The organism is Bacillota bacterium (assembly GCA_013178125.1).
GTDB lineage: Bacteria > Bacillota > SHA-98 > Ch115 > JABLXJ01 > JABLXL01.
Genome location: JABLXJ010000002.1, coordinates 171071 through 185606, shown reverse-complemented (window position 1 = coordinate 185606; position 14536 = coordinate 171071). Strand labels below are relative to the sequence as shown.

At 59.0% G+C, this 14536-nt stretch carries 18 protein-coding genes; all 18 read right to left on the bottom strand.

Features of this window, described 5'->3' with window-relative positions; all coding sequences use genetic code 11:
• Window positions 1–23: 23 nt before the first annotated feature.
• The gene (locus HPY71_03130) at window positions 24–1058 is read right to left on the bottom strand and encodes a dihydroorotate dehydrogenase (GenBank protein NPV52498.1); all 1035 of its coding nucleotides are present in this window, start codon (window positions 1056–1058) and stop codon (window positions 24–26) included.
• A 160-nt stretch (window positions 1059–1218) separates the two neighbouring features.
• On the bottom strand, window positions 1219–2205 hold the full coding sequence (locus HPY71_03125; GenBank protein NPV52497.1) for a dihydroorotate dehydrogenase electron transfer subunit: 987 nt from the start codon (window positions 2203–2205) through the stop codon (window positions 1219–1221).
• A gap of 23 nt (window positions 2206–2228) precedes the next feature.
• Entirely contained in the window at window positions 2229–3599 is a 1371-nt protein-coding gene (locus HPY71_03120; GenBank protein ID NPV52496.1) for a dihydroorotase, read from the bottom strand.
• The gene (locus HPY71_03115) at window positions 3583–4524 is read right to left on the bottom strand and encodes an aspartate carbamoyltransferase catalytic subunit (GenBank protein NPV52495.1); all 942 of its coding nucleotides are present in this window, start codon (window positions 4522–4524) and stop codon (window positions 3583–3585) included. Before HPY71_03115 ends, HPY71_03120 begins: the two co-directional genes overlap by 17 nt.
• Window positions 4525–4646: 122 nt before the next feature.
• On the bottom strand, window positions 4647–5219 hold the full coding sequence (gene pyrR / locus HPY71_03110; GenBank protein ID NPV52494.1) for a bifunctional pyr operon transcriptional regulator/uracil phosphoribosyltransferase PyrR: 573 nt from the start codon (window positions 5217–5219) through the stop codon (window positions 4647–4649).
• A 238-nt stretch (window positions 5220–5457) separates the two neighbouring features.
• Complete coding sequence (locus HPY71_03105; protein ID NPV52493.1) at window positions 5458–6426, bottom strand: RluA family pseudouridine synthase; 969 nt, start codon at window positions 6424–6426, stop codon at window positions 5458–5460.
• On the bottom strand, window positions 6404–7186 hold the full coding sequence (gene lgt, locus HPY71_03100) for a prolipoprotein diacylglyceryl transferase (protein ID NPV52492.1): 783 nt from the start codon (window positions 7184–7186) through the stop codon (window positions 6404–6406). Before lgt ends, HPY71_03105 begins: the two co-directional genes overlap by 23 nt.
• 102 nt (window positions 7187–7288) lie before the next feature.
• Window positions 7289–7786 carry a signal peptidase II gene (lspA, locus tag HPY71_03095; protein ID NPV52491.1) on the bottom strand — a complete coding sequence of 166 codons (498 nt, stop codon included), beginning with the start codon at window positions 7784–7786 and terminating at the stop codon, window positions 7289–7291.
• A gap of 64 nt (window positions 7787–7850) precedes the next feature.
• A complete protein-coding gene (locus HPY71_03090) occupies window positions 7851–8507 on the bottom strand; it encodes a conjugal transfer protein TraR (GenBank protein ID NPV52490.1) in 657 nt (218 codons plus the stop codon).
• 143 nt (window positions 8508–8650) lie between these two features.
• Complete coding sequence (locus HPY71_03085; protein NPV52489.1) at window positions 8651–8959, bottom strand: hypothetical protein; 309 nt, start codon at window positions 8957–8959, stop codon at window positions 8651–8653.
• A 43-nt stretch (window positions 8960–9002) separates the two neighbouring features.
• The gene (locus tag HPY71_03080; GenBank protein ID NPV52488.1) at window positions 9003–9260 is read right to left on the bottom strand and encodes a CopG family transcriptional regulator; all 258 of its coding nucleotides are present in this window, start codon (window positions 9258–9260) and stop codon (window positions 9003–9005) included.
• Between the two features lie 15 nt (window positions 9261–9275).
• Window positions 9276–10043, bottom strand: coding sequence for a photosystem II S4 domain protein (locus tag HPY71_03075; GenBank protein ID NPV52487.1), 768 nt, complete (start codon window positions 10041–10043; stop codon window positions 9276–9278).
• Window positions 10044–10105: 62 nt separating this feature from the next.
• Entirely contained in the window at window positions 10106–10594 is a 489-nt protein-coding gene (sepF, locus tag HPY71_03070) for a cell division protein SepF (protein ID NPV52486.1), read from the bottom strand.
• Between the two features lie 10 nt (window positions 10595–10604).
• Window positions 10605–11321, bottom strand: coding sequence for a YggS family pyridoxal phosphate-dependent enzyme (locus HPY71_03065; protein NPV52485.1), 717 nt, complete (start codon window positions 11319–11321; stop codon window positions 10605–10607).
• 11 nt (window positions 11322–11332) lie between these two features.
• The gene (locus HPY71_03060) at window positions 11333–12481 is read right to left on the bottom strand and encodes an HlyD family efflux transporter periplasmic adaptor subunit (GenBank protein ID NPV52484.1); all 1149 of its coding nucleotides are present in this window, start codon (window positions 12479–12481) and stop codon (window positions 11333–11335) included.
• Between the two features lie 89 nt (window positions 12482–12570).
• Window positions 12571–13026 (bottom strand): transcriptional repressor NrdR, encoded by a 456-nt coding sequence (gene nrdR / locus HPY71_03055; protein NPV52483.1) that lies wholly within the window; start codon window positions 13024–13026, stop codon window positions 12571–12573.
• A 253-nt stretch (window positions 13027–13279) separates the two neighbouring features.
• Window positions 13280–13543 carry a YlmC/YmxH family sporulation protein gene (locus tag HPY71_03050; protein NPV52482.1) on the bottom strand — a complete coding sequence of 88 codons (264 nt, stop codon included), beginning with the start codon at window positions 13541–13543 and terminating at the stop codon, window positions 13280–13282.
• A 128-nt stretch (window positions 13544–13671) separates the two neighbouring features.
• Window positions 13672–14424, bottom strand: coding sequence for a stage II sporulation protein R (gene spoIIR, locus HPY71_03045; GenBank protein ID NPV52481.1), 753 nt, complete (start codon window positions 14422–14424; stop codon window positions 13672–13674).
• Window positions 14425–14536: the final 112 nt, after the last annotated feature.

Sequence of the window (14536 nt, the reverse complement as noted above, 5' to 3'; positions counted from 1 at the left end):
CAAAACTACTCCAAACCTCCAGGCTATCGTGCGGGCTCGCCCTTATCGTTCGGGCTCGCCGGCGCCACGCCATGAACATTCCAGGCAAGGCCGCGCAGGGCCTCAACCGAAGCGTAGCCCCTCTCCACCATGTATGAACGGATGCCCTCCACGACCTCGAGCGCCGCCCGCGGCTGCACGAAGCTGCCCGTGCCCACCGCCACGGCCGACGCGCCGGCCATGATGAATTCCAGGGCGTCGCGGCCTGTGATGATGCCGCCCATGCCTATCACGGGAACCCCGACCTCCCGCGCCACCTGCCATGTCATCCGCACGGCCACCGGCCTCACACATGGCCCCGACAGGCCGCCGAAGATATTCGCAAGGGCCGGCCGCGCACGCTGCACGTCGATGACCATGCCCGTCAGGGTATTGATGAGCGAAACGGCATCCGCGCCGCCCTGCTCCGCCGCCCTGGCGATCGCGACGATATCCTGAACATTAGGTGAGAGTTTCACGATGACCGTTGTCTTAACCCTCTTGCGGATACCCCGCGTGACCTTGTAGACCGAGTCGGGATCCAGGCCGAAGGCGAGGCCGCCTTTCGCCACATTGGGGCAGGATACATTCACCTCCAGGCCCGCCACGCCCGGGACGCCATCGAGGCGCTCCGCGATCTCGAAATAATCCTCGAAGGCATCTCCTGATATATTGGCAATCACCGGGACCCTGTACCCCCTGAGCCGGGGGAGTTCCCGCTCAATAAACGCGTCCACGCCCGGGTTCTGGAGCCCGATGGAGTTCAGCATCCCGGCGGGGGTTTCCACTATTCGAGGCGAAGGGTTGCCCTCGCGCGGCCTGAGGGTGAGGCCCTTGACAACTATGGCCCCGAGCTCTTCAAGGTTGTAAAACCTGCTGTATTCCTCACCGAAGCCGAAGGTCCCGGATGCAACCATCACGGGATTCTTGAGCTGAATCGACCCAATTGCGACACGCAAGTCAGGCTCTGGATCCTGTTTTTGCAACCCTTCTTTCACCCTGACATCCGCATCCCCACCATTACCTTCATCCTCATCCATGTATATACCCCTGCACACATCTACATCTCTACGTACATCCGGATCCGGCTCCGCCAGCTCAAACACCCCCCATAAATCTTTACCGCATTATGGGATGGGGCGCGTTTCAGGTATCGCGCCACCTGTATATGGCATGGGCATCAGGCTGTTACTTAACAGATCACCCCGCGGGGGAGGCAGATAAAAAGAAGACATCCACAGCATCAAACACGGGCCCGTCGGCGCATACGCGCCTGTACCCTGCCCTGGTCTTCACAACGCAGCCGAGACACGCGCCCACCCCGCAGGCCATTCGCTCCTCCAGGGACACCTGGCACGGGACGCCCCGCTCCATCGCCAGGCGGGCTACCGCCTCGAGCATGGCCGCCGGCCCGCACGCAAAGACGGCAGCGTAGCGCACGGCCGGAGCCCCACGCCCATCAACATGCCCTCCATCGACGCGCCCATCAGTGTGCGCACCAGCGCGCCCATCAGCCAGCGCACCAAGACCAAGCCGCCGCTCGACCAGCTCCGTAACGAGACCCCGGGCCCCCGCCGACCCGTCCTCGGTGGCGAGCTCCACATCGCATCCAAGCTGCGCGAATTCCTCAACGCCCAGAATCAGGTCGCGCGACCTGGCTCCCACTATAACATCTGCTTGTATCCCCTGCCCGGCGAGGGCCTGCGCAAGGAAGATGAGGGGCGCAACGCCGAGCCCTCCGCCCACGAGAAGCACAGGACTAACAGCACACGCACACGGCGCGCCTGGCGCACCTGGCCCGTATCGTGCCTCCGATGTGTCTGGCCGGCCCGGCAGATTGGCGGGCAGCGCGTCCCTGGGGATGCCGAACCCGCGGCCGAGCGGCCCGAGGATGTCGACGGCTGCCTGCCGGCCCGAGCCCCCCACCCCCACGGCGATTCGCGAGAGCAGCTCCGTGCCGCGGCCAACCACCTGGTAGATGATGTCGATGGCCCCACCCTGCCTGTCAACCCCGCAGATGCTGAACGGCCTTCTTAAAAGCGGGTCCAGGCTCAATGGGCCATGGCATGCCACATGCACGAACTGCCCAGGCAGGGCGGACCGGGCAATCCCGGCCGCATCAAGGGACATCCGGAAGACAGACGGTGCAATCTCCACGTTCGAGATGACCCGCGCCGTAACCTGCACCGGCTTGCTTTCAATGCCTTCCCCTATACCGCTACCCATCGTTTGAACACCACCCGGCCTCCCACGATCGTGGCGAAGGCTTGTCCCTTCAGCCTCCGCCCGCCGAAGGGCGAATTCCGCGAGAGCGACCGGAATTCGTTGATATCGACTGTGAATTCCCTCTTCACATCTATTACCGTCAGGTCAGCGTCGGCGCCGGCAACGATCCCCGCCTTCTTGTCTCCCAGGCCGAGGATTCGCGCCGGGTTGGACGACATCCTCCTTATGAGTTCCCCGAGGGGAAGGTAGCCCCCTCCGACAAGCTCCGTCAGGGCCAATGGGAGCGAGGTCTCGAGGCCGATTATGCCGAAAGGCGCATTATCATACTCTACATCCTTCTCCTCAAAAGTATGCGGCGCGTGGTCGCTTGCGATGGCATCGATCGTGCCGTCGGCGAGGCCCATCCTGATGGCTTCCACATCCTCCCGGGTCCTCAGCGGTGGGTTCATCTTGGTATTGGTGTCATAGGTCCGCACCGCCTCATCCGTCAGCGTGAAGTGGTGAGGAGTCGCATCGGCCGTCACCCGCACGCCGCGCCGCTTGGCATCCCTTATAAGCCGCACGGAGCCGGCCGTGCTCACATGGGTGATGTGCAGGCGAGCGCCGGTGAGCTCCGCCAGGATGATATCCCGGGCAACCATCGCCTCCTCAGCTGCGGGGCTCATCCCCTTGAGGCCGAGCACCGTCGACATGTAACCCTCGTTCATCACGCCGCCCGCGGTGAGGTTGGTGTCCTCGCAATGCGGGATGACGGGAAGGTCGAACATCTGCGCGTATTCCATCGCCCGGCGCATGACCTCGGCATTCATCACGCTCCTGCCATCATCAGAGAGTCCGACGACGCCCGCATCGCGAAGCTCCCCGATCTCAGCTAGCTCCTCCCCGGCCAGCCCCTTGGTTATGGCTCCAACAGGGAAGACGTTCACCAGGCCGGCACGCGCTGCCCGCATCCGGACCGCCTCCACGAAGGCGCCTGTATCCAGCGGAGGGGTTGTGTTTGGCATGCAGGCGATCGACGTGAACCCACCTGCAGCCGCTGCAGCAGTCCCCGTCTCGATGGTCTCCTCGTCCTCCCTGCCCGGCTCGCGCAGGTGCACATGCATGTCCACAAGGCCCGGCGTCACAATCATTCCCGAGGCATCAACGACCTCATCGACCGTCTCGATCCCTGCCCCTCCCCCAGCCCCAGTCCCAGTCCCAGCTCCTGCTCCGGCCCCGACCCTGGCCGGGATACCCTTGGCCGGGATGCCGCTGGCCACTGATACTATCTTTCCATTCTCAATCAGAATATCCAGGACCTCATCGAGCCCGGCCTCCGGGTCGATGACCCTCCCACCCTTAACCAGCAATCTCACCCGAGGCACCTCCACCTGACAAAAGATACAAGAGCGCCATCCTTACGGCCACCCCGTTGGTCACCTGCTCATGAATAACGGAACGGACACCTTCCGCGACATCCCCGGTTATCTCCACGCCGAGGTTTGCGGGGCCGGGGTGCATTACGAGAATATCGGGCCTGGCGGCCCTGAGCCGCTTCGCATTTACCCCGTAAAGCCTGGAATACTCGCGGATGGTCGGGAACAAGCCTTTCTTCTGGCGTTCGAGCTGAATCCTGAGAATGTTCACGACATCGGCACCGCGGAGCGCCACATCGAGGTCGTATTCCACATTGACGCCCATCCTCTCTATACCCTGCGGGATGAGCGTGGGCGGCCCGCACACCGTAACCTCGGCGCCGAGTTTCGTGAGCCCCCAGATGTTGGACTTGGCGACGCGGCTGTGCAAGATATCACCGATTATGACAACCTTGAGCCCCGCGATGCGCCCCTTGTGCTCCCGAATCGTGTAAAGGTCCAGGAGCCCCTGGGTCGGATGCTCGTGCATTCCATCCCCGGCATTGATCACGGATGCCTTGACGCACCTGGCTATCACGTGAGGAGCACCGGCCATCTGGTGGCGGATCACTATTATATTGGCGCCGAGCGCCTCAAGGGTCCTGGCCGTATCCTTCAAGCTCTCCCCTTTGACCACGCTGCTTGACGCCGTTGCGATATTCGTCACATCCGCGCTCATCCACTTCCCCGCAAGCTCAAAAGACGTCCGCGTCCGCGTGCTGGGTTCGTAAAACAGGTTGACCATGGTCTTGCCCCTGAGCGTCGGCAGCTTCTTGATATCGCGCGTGAATATCTGCTTGCACGGCTCCGCTGTCTGCAGGATAAGCTCGATCTCCTCGACCGAGAGATCCTCCAGGCCAAGCACATCCTTGCTCTTGAGTGGCATATATCCGCCTCACCCTCCACCTCGTTTTCGTTACATTATCTCTATGTTACAGCCCAAACCTGAGCCCATCCCCGGGTCGGGGCGGGCCTGCGCAAGGTCTGCATAAAAAAACCTTGCCAGCTTCATGACTGGCAAGGATGACTTGAATTCTCTGAAAACTCCTGTATAATCACCTCGTCGCTCCCGTCGATCTCCGCAAGCCTCACGCTTATCACCTCACGCCGCGAGGTTGGGACGTTTTTCCCTATATAGTCCGCCCTGATCGGGAGCTCCCTGTGCCCCCTGTCTATCAGGACGGCGAGCTGGATGGACCGCGGCCGCCCCAGGTCCATCAACGCATCCATCGCGGCCCGGATGGTCCGCCCCGTGTAGAGGACATCGTCGACGAGGATTATCTTTTTCTCCGATACATCGAAGGGTATCTCGGTTTTATGAACGACGGGTTGGACGGCGATGGTCGTAAGGTCGTCCCGGTAGAGCGTTATATCCAGAATGCCAACCGGAAGCTTCGTCCCCTCGATTTGCTGGATCGCCTCTGCAAGCCGCTTTGCGAGGGGGAAACCGCGCGTCCGGATGCCGACGAATGAGAGATCGTCAGCGCCCTTATTCTTCTCGATGATTTCGTGGGCTATGCGCATCGTTGCCCGCCGGATGCCGTCCGAATCCATGATCCGGGCCTTTTCAACGAGGGCCATGCCTATCTGCCCCCCTTCCAGAGCCAGAGCCCGCCTGAGCCCTTGCGGGCACCTATCGGGCCCCTATCACACTGAGCCCTTATCAACAAAGGCCTTCCCGCTCCGGCGAGAAGGCCTCAACACATTACATTCAACCCCTTGCCAGCCTCGCCGGACCAGCTTAAAGGGAATCGTTGCATTACTAATCCTTTCCACAGCGATCCTTTCCACGCTAATATATCAGAAGGCCAGTCCATTGTCAATCACCGGTTCGAAGCGGGAACGTTCGAAGCGAGTCTATTATCCCCTGCATATCCGCAGGCACAGGTGCACAAAACCTCATCTCCTCCAGCGTCCTGGGGTGGCGGAGCTTGAGCTTCCACGCATGGAGAGCCTGCCCGGTTATATCAAACTCGCACCTGCGGCGGCCATAGACATTGTCGCACACGATAGGGTGACCGATGTTCGCCATGTGGACTCGGATCTGGTGGGTCCTACCCGTCTCCAGGATGATCTTGAGAAGGGTGAAACGCTCAGACACACCGAGACCGAGACGTTCAAGGGTCTCAAAGCGCTCAAGGACCTCGAAATGAGTTATGGCGATCTTACCCCGGCCCTCATCGACCACGGCCATCTTCTTGCGGTGCACCGGGTGCCTCCCTATGTAGGTCCTGATGGTCCCCTTCCCCTCCCTGACCTCACCGTGCACGAGGGCGAGATAGGTCTTCTCCATTTCATGCGCCTTCAGCTGGACGGCCAGGCCCGCGTGGGCAAAATCATTTTTCGCTGCCACCATGACCCCAGACGTACCCTTATCAAGCCGGTGCACGATCCCCGGCCGCATCTCCCCGCCTATGCCCGAAAGGTCGCTACAGTGCGCCAGCAGGGCATTCACCAGCGTGTGGGCGGGGTTCCCGGCGGCAGGATGCACCACCATGCCCCTCGGCTTATTTACCACGATTATGTCCGAATCCTCATACAGGACGTGGAGGGGTATATCCTCAGGCTCGCATCGCGGCGGCTCCGGCTCCGGTATAGCCGCCTCGACCTGGTCGCCTGCACGCATCCTGTAGCTTGGTCTGGCGGCATTCCCGTTCACCGATATCCTGCGCAGGTCTATCAGCTTGCGCGCAAATGCCCGGGATGGTATGTCTCCGGCCAGGGTCCTGGCCAGGAAGACATCGAGCCTTGCCCCCTCATCCCCTTCACCTGCCGTGACTGTGCGGATCACCGAGCGTCCGACCTGCCTTTCTACCCGGCTCCTCCGAGAGAAGGTGGATACAGGCAAACGCCGCAAAACCCACAATTACGCTCGCAACCTGGGCTATGGAGAGAGGCCCCGCGAACCTCGGAACATCCCGGAATACCTCGACGACGAACCTCAGGATGGAATAAAGTCCGACATAGAGGAACATGAGGAAACCTGGAAACCTTCTGTGGCCACGCAGGCTCATGAGGATCGCGAAGATCACCAGGCTCCCAAGGGCGGCGTAGAGCTGCGTCGGGTGCCTCCTCGTAGCGTCCCCTGCAGCGCAGGCTATGGCCCACGGGATGTTGCTCGCAACGCCGTAACAGCACCCATTCAGGAAACAACCAATCCGTGCTATGCTGTAACCCAGCGCGACCGGTGCAGCTGCCACATCTGCCATGACCCACGGGTTCACGCCAGACCTCTTGCAAAACCAGATCCCCGCGAGGATCGCTGCAAACAACCCGCCGTGAAACGAGAGCCCACCATCTTTGAACCTTAGAACCTCGAGCGGCTCTCCCCAGTATGCAGGCAGGTCCAGCAGGATGTAAAGCAGCCTTGCCCCTATAATGCCCGAAATGCAGAGGCAAAGGGCCAGGTCAATGACCTTCTCAGGTTCGATCCCCCTCCTCCTGGCCTCGCGCACGCCGAGGATCGTCCCGGCGATGAACGCAATGGCGATCATGAAGCCGTAGGAGAAGACTGGCACCTTATGTACATAAAATAGAATTGGTCTCACATTAGCCCTCCCCTGACCTGGATCCTGCGCCGCTCAATCGGGCCACTGGATCGTCCCGTATCAGACCACCTATCAGGCCACTGCATAGGCCATTATGTCAGGTCACTGTGTCAGCCTGAGAAGCCCCCAGAAAAGCAATACCACGCCGCAGACGATGGCAATATCGGCGATGTTGAACACCGGCCAGAACTTCAGGTCGATGAAATCCGTGACCCGCCCGAACCTCAGACGGTCGATCATGTTCCCGAGAGCGCCGCCAACAGCGAGCCCAAAACCCAAGCGAAGCACCGGGCTCCTGGCAATAAGGTGACGTCCATATATAATAACAAGCAGGAGGACCACCGCGGCGACCACTATAAGGAAGGCAGTCTGGTTAGGAAGTATGCCAAATGCCGCCCCCGGGTTCGCCGTCCGCGTTATGTAAACTTTCCCATCCCATACCGGAACCCTAACCCCTGCCGGGAAGGTCTTCATAACCCACATCTTGCTCAGCTGGTCGCAAATCACGGTCAATATGATAATCACCAGCACCATCACCAGGGTAGCGCTTCCCCGGCCCGCCCTTCCCCTGTAGATTCGCCCCCGACCTCTCACTCTCAATTCGCTCGACCCCTATCCTGCTCAGGTGATTCTTGAAGAGACAGCCTCAAAACTAGATATCCTTTCATTCCCTTTTATAGATATCGGGATCAGGCGGGATGTCATCAGGATCCCCTTCGTCGATGATATAATCCAGGTCCTCCACCGCCCCGACATCCTCCCCGGCGTTCCAGTAGACCTCTCCGAACTCGGTTGATCCCGGTATATCCTGTGGGCTGTTGGACGTACCGTACTTCGCCACATCCTGCCACACATCCTCTCCATCTATCCCTGGCGTGTCCGGGCGGAGGAAGTGCGCCCCAAACGGCGCGCCCAGGGCCTTCTCCTCCACCGGCCTCCGGAAGCGATCGGGCATGCTGATCTCGAGCTCGTTCTGGCATTCAACGCAAAGCGTAGTGTAGGGGATGGAGAGAAGCCTCTCCTCCTCTATCTGCCTGCCGCAGTTTTCGCAGGTGCCGTATTCGCCCGACTCGATCCGCTCCAGCGCGTCATCCATCCTCTGGAGGATCCCTATGGTATTACCCCTGATTCCCACGTCCCTTTCCCTATCATACATAGTGGTATCCTCATCAGCAGGGTGATTGTCATAGCTTGATAATTCCCCGGTAGAGTCCTTCATGGAAGTCTGGAGGCCTTTATCCAACTGCTCGACCCGGTCGAGGAGACGCGACCTCTGTTCTTCTATGATGGCCTTGAAGTGCTCTAATTTCCTCCTATCCACGGATTTCTATACCCCCAGTCTCCACCCGGGATAGACCCCAGGAGTGGCGAGAACTCTAGATACGCCAGAATATACCAGACATATCGATATATATCGATTAAGCATGTGCCAGCCCGGATACACCAGCTCACGGATAGGCCAGCTCAGCGCAGGTGATCGCGGACAATCCTCACGATGTCTGCAATGAACTTCCCGATCACAGGCAGGTTCAAGGTCACAAGATGCGACATCAGGTAGAGGAATATCGCCAGCAGCACCGTTGTCCCCAGGCCTATACCAAACCCCCTCGCCAGCCCAGAGATAAAATTGACGTATATGATCCTCCTCGGGTTCCTCAGGAATTCTATGTACTCCGCTATCTCGGCCTTCTCGAGCCGCGAGGAGAGCTCGCTTATCTTCTTTATAAGCGTCTCAACCGTGCCCTCGTCTAGCGCATCTTTCCCCTTGCTCATGGCCCCTGCTCATACTCATATACTCTTACTCAAAGATCGAAAATCACACGGTTACCGCAGAGCGCACCCTGACGCCCGGAATATTCCCCAGCTTGCCCGTGAGGCTCCCTATATCGTCGGTTGTGCCGTCAATTATGAGCGCCATCACTGAAATATTCTTTTCCTTATAGGGTATTCCCATGCGCCCGACAATTATATCCCCATGAAGGCTCAATATCTCATTTACCTTCGCGGCTGCGAGCTTCCTGTCTTCAACTGCTATCCCGACAACAGCAATGCGCCTATCGACATTATCTCCCATGCTGCCTACACACCCTTAGACGTAACGATTCAGGACCAGGCTGATCCGGCCGCGCTTTGTCTGGCCGAGCACCTCCTTTATTTCAAGCCTTCCCCTGCCCCTGATGGAGATCACATCGCCCTGCTTGATCTGCCGGCCAGGGCTGGTTGAGGTAGTCCAATTGACCCTGACCCTTTCGGCCTTGATATCCTCGGCCATCTTCGTCCGGGACACGCCAAAGCCCAGGCTAGCTATGGCATCCAGCCTCATAGATGCGACCGTGCCGCGAACCTCCCTGACAACTTCAGCGGGAATCTCCAGCTGGTCAAGGTCTATGGGCCTGACCCCCACCTCAACATCACCGACCCTCCGGAGGTTGAGAAGCACATATTCCTGTATCTCCGCTGCGAGGACAACCTGGCACCTGTCGCGCAAGACTATGAGATCACCGACTTTCTCCCGCTTGAGCCCAAGCCCCAGAATGGCCCCTAGGGAATCCCTGTGACTTAAAGCCCCGGCCCCCTGGTCCTGGTAAAGAGGTCTTACCTCCAGGGCCGTCAGGGAGAAATCTGCAGTTTCGGTCAGATAAAAATCAGGCATAATCGCAGCCCGTTTGCGTTCGGCCCTTGCATACCCGCCATCAAAGCGAATTTTAACGCCGGGGGTTCGCTCTATAACCGCCTGGGCCAGGGCCTGCTGGTGAGGATCCAGGAAATCCATAAGTTTGATGCCTGCATCCCGCCTTGCGGCTTCAGCCCTGTCCGAGACGATATTCAAAAACACGCTATCCGCCTCGCCCTGCACACCCGCACCTCCGTTACCTGCCGCTCACAGCACCCATACGATGGCGCTTGACCTGACCGGCATCAACGCTTTGCAAAAAAGGTGGAGTCCTCATCCCCGTCGCCCGATTGGATCTCTCCGGCTACATCAAAGTTGCTCGGCGTGAAGAGGAATATCCCCTCGCCCACCTTCTGCATGCCCCCGTCAAGTGCGTAAGTTACGCCGGCCGCGAAATCCAACACCCTCCTGGCGACATCCTTCTCGAGCGCGTCTACGTTTACGATGACCGGCCTCCTGCCCTTCAGGTTGTCAGCCACCTCCTGGACATCTTCAAATCGTGCAGGCTCCGTGATCACAAGACGCGCCTGCTTCGCAGTCTTCAGCGGGACGAGCTTCCTGGTTGCCCTGCTATCGGCGCGCGGGTCGCTCCTCGCACCCCTCGAATCATACACATCGTATTCCCCTTCGGCCTCGTCGGGTTCCCCGCCGAAGCCCATGAAGTCAAGCACCCTATCCAGAATACCCTTGCCCACCGCAATTTCCCTCCCGGCATCCTCGCCTATTTTGCCCATTTCGCCTGGTTCACCGCCGCGGACCAAATATTCCTGTTCCTATCCGGACCATATTTGAACCTTCCTCTATAGCCACCTCGAAATCGTTCGTCATGCCCATGGAGAGATACTGCATGGCCACGCCCGGGATCCTGGCCTCCTCGATCATCAACCCCAGCACCCGCACCCGTCTGAAATAGGGCCGGGTTTTCTCCGGATCGTCGAAATACGGCGCGATCCCCATCAACCCAACAATCCTCAGGCCCGGCAGTTCGGCCGCAACCCGGCTGACGAAGTCCAGGACCTCGGAAGGATCGAGGCCCGACTTCGTCTCCTCGTCTGATACCTTGACTTGAACCAGCGCGTCGACGGGCATCCCTCGTTTTCGGGCATGAGCATCGAGCTCGGAGGCCAGCTTCCACCTGTCAAGCGACTGGATGACATCGAAGATCTCGAGCGCGGCCCTTACCTTATTCGTCTGGAGGTGTCCTACCATGTGCCACTCCACGCCCGAGCCCGGACCCCGTCCGATATCGAGGAGCTTTGCCCTGGCCTCCTGGACCCTATTTTCCCCTATTGCGTCAACCCCGAGATCGATGGCCTGCCGGACCCTCGCGCTGTCTACGCCCTTAGTTACGGCAATCAACCTGATATCCTCAGGCCTCCGGCCCGACCTGATCGCCGCTGCAGATATCCTCTCCCTAATGGCCGAGAGACGCCCCGCAAGCTCCCCGCCCGCGGCATCCATGTCATCCACGTCTACATCCCCTGCCTTTCCAACACCAGGGGATTTATGATCACGGCCTGGCCATCCTCCACACCCTTCACTATAGCGTATCTCGGATTCCGCGCCCTTACTGAGACCTCACGCATTGAAATGCCGGACCTCCTGGAAACGTATACGAGGGCCTTACCTCCCCTTTTGACGATCGCCTCGACCGGGACCGAAACACCCTCCACGATGTCGGAAATGATGCAGACGTCAACAAACCTCTGCCCATCCGCCCCATGAATCCACTCGTCAAGCTCGATAACGGCCGAGCCGGTCAGGTCCCGGCCCCCGCCCCCTGGCGCTTTGCCCCCTTGCGCGTCACCAGGGCCCATGCCACCGGCATCCCTGGACTTCCCGGGCCTCCTGGGAGGAACAGATACCCTCACGATGCGGCCTGGCACCGGGTCAAGCCCTTCGCCCGGGTCGCCCGGGAACCTCACCCACACCCTTTTCCCCACGGACAGCCGCCCAATATCCCCTGCCGGACCATATACAAGAACATCGAGGTGCGCAGGGTCAACAATCTTGAAGACCGCCGCTCCGGCGGCAACCCTATCGCCATTCTTCACACGCTCAGGGGGCTTCTTCAAGGAGGTCAGCTCCTCGAGCGTCAGGTTAGGCGGTGACTCGCGACATAAGATGGATTCCAGGCCATCGATACTGTAGCGCACAATGCCGGGCGAGCGCGCGCCGAGCACGACAACGTCCTGCGAGGCGTCCCGCGAAGCGCCAGCGCCCTGCGAGGGCTCCCCGGCATCTCCGGCAGATCCCGTGCCACCGCCCTCTGCTCTGACGCCCCCTGGTCTGAGCCCTGGTTCATCCTCCTGCCAATACCGGGAATAGGGACCCGCGACCCTGGCGACCGGCGTCCTGGCCCTCACCATGGCCCCGTTGCCGGCGAGAAGCTCCGCGACCCCTGCAACCGGGGAGATATACACCTCTTCATCCCTTATGAAAACGCCCTTTGCCGGGAATGTATCCTCAATAACCCTTCGCTCCGCGGTTGCCAGTTGTACATCAGATATGGTTGATGGGATATGAAAACCGGAATAGATCGACCAGAGCATGGCTCCGGCGACTGTCAGAAGGACCACCGGGATAAACCTGCTTGCACTGCGCCTTCTCCCGGATGGCATGCTCCCACCTCCAGCAACCGCATTCCCAGAGCAGACTTGTCTCCCTTACTGTTTCTACACCAGGGAGGCAAATCCTTCATAACCACCCATCATCTATCATTCAAGAGCTTCTGGAGTTCCTGCATGAAACGATCGATGTCTTTGAATTGCCTGTAAACCGACGCAAACCGCACATAGGCGACCTCGTCTATATCCCGGAGCCCTTCCATGACCATCTCCCCGATCTCCGAACTGCTGACCTCCCGCTCCAGTTTCCCCCTGAGGGCCCTCTCAACGCCATCAACGAGCACCTCGAGTCTGGCCACAGGGACCGGCCTCTTCTCGCAGGCCTTGAGGAGCCCCGCCAGGATCTTGTTGCGATCGAATGGCTCGCGCCGCCCGTCCTTTTTGACGACGGTCAAGGGTATCTCATCTACGACCTCGTAAGTGGTGAACCTCTTGCCGCAGGCGACGCACTCCCGCCTTCTCCTTATGGAGCTACCTTCATCAGCCGCTCTCGAATCTACGACCTTGCTCTCGGGGGCCCCGCAATATGGACACTTCATGAGCCAGCCTCCCTCCTCCGGACGGTGGCTCCAGGACAACTAACAATAGTATTAATACCGGGAAATTAATATCGAGATAATTAGCATATTCAAGACATAAAGACAGGCCTAACCTCATTATATAACATCTTCCGTGAAATAAACAAGCCAGCCACCTGCATCACCTGCATTGACAGGAAGCTGGCTACCCCTCCAGGCCGGGGTCACGCTAATGTAAGACCTCACTGATGCATCTCACTGATGCAAAAACTCGCTAGTGCGAAAACTCCCGGGGATCGACGGCATCGCTAACCTCAACAAGTATCACATCAAGACCGATCCGCTTGATGCGCTCCCACGGTATGACGTAATCATTGCCCCGGCCAATTATACCTAGAAACCTCGGCGGGCCCGGCACCATGACGGCCTTGACCTGGCCGGTGTCAATATCGATCTCGAGGTCCGAAACCGGCCCCAGTCTCCGGCCATCCAAAGCGTTTACGACATCCTTGACCCTTAGCTCGGATGTCCTTATCAGCATCGCGTTCACCCCCGGCGCTCACGTACACATTATATGCTTCCGGACGCCGGGTGGTGCTATTCCGGACTCGCCTGATCTACTTTGTGCTTCTTCTTGTCTTCTTGTGCTCCTACTTGCCTTGCCGCTTATTGCAGCCGCTCATTGTGCTCCTCACCCCCGGCAAGGGCATCGTAATCATAGTAAAATAACATTAGGGGGCTCAGGAGCCGCCCAAGCTCCGCCGCGGGATCAGATAGGATCTTCAGTTCCTTTAAGCTCTTCAAGTCCTTTGCAAGAAAGCCGCCCTGTCGCGTGGTGGCGTATCGCCCGAGCTCGAGTTTCAATCTCGATAGCGATTCCTCGGGGCTCCCATCCGCTTTGATCCTGCTGACAGCCAGGCGTTCTCTTGATATATCAACAAAGCACAGCGGGGGGAATAAAACGCACCACCAGTTCTGGCCCAGGCCTTTCCCCAGTATTATGCGAAGCGCATCATAATTCCCTGCAGGGACAATGACATCACCATAGGTCCGCTTTGGAAACTTGAACCTCCCCATCTCCGCAATAACTGGATAATCCCTGCCGCGGCTCTTAACATAGGCCCGGGCAGCTTCCTGTAATGCCGGCAGGTTTTCCTGCAAGACCTGCCTGGCCTCCTCTTTGCTGGTAACCCCCTCGAGCAACTTCCTTGCCATATCAAGGATCACATCCCTGACCTCCAATTTCAGGGCCTGATCCGCTGCCGAATCGCTGTTTGCTACGATGTGGAGCCGGACCAGGTTATCCGGGGTATAGGCCTCGTCCACCCTGTTATTCGCAGGCGAGAACGCTGACGATATGGCTATAAGGATCGCTGCGATAGCTATAATACCGCAAGTTGTTATAACACGCGCCCGCAAACATCTCACCTCCCCTGCCCGTGCCCAGGACATCAAGCCATTACATGAATCAGGCTCATGAAGTTAGAATTCCAAAGTTGCAGCTTACATAGACTTATATAAGTCTATATAA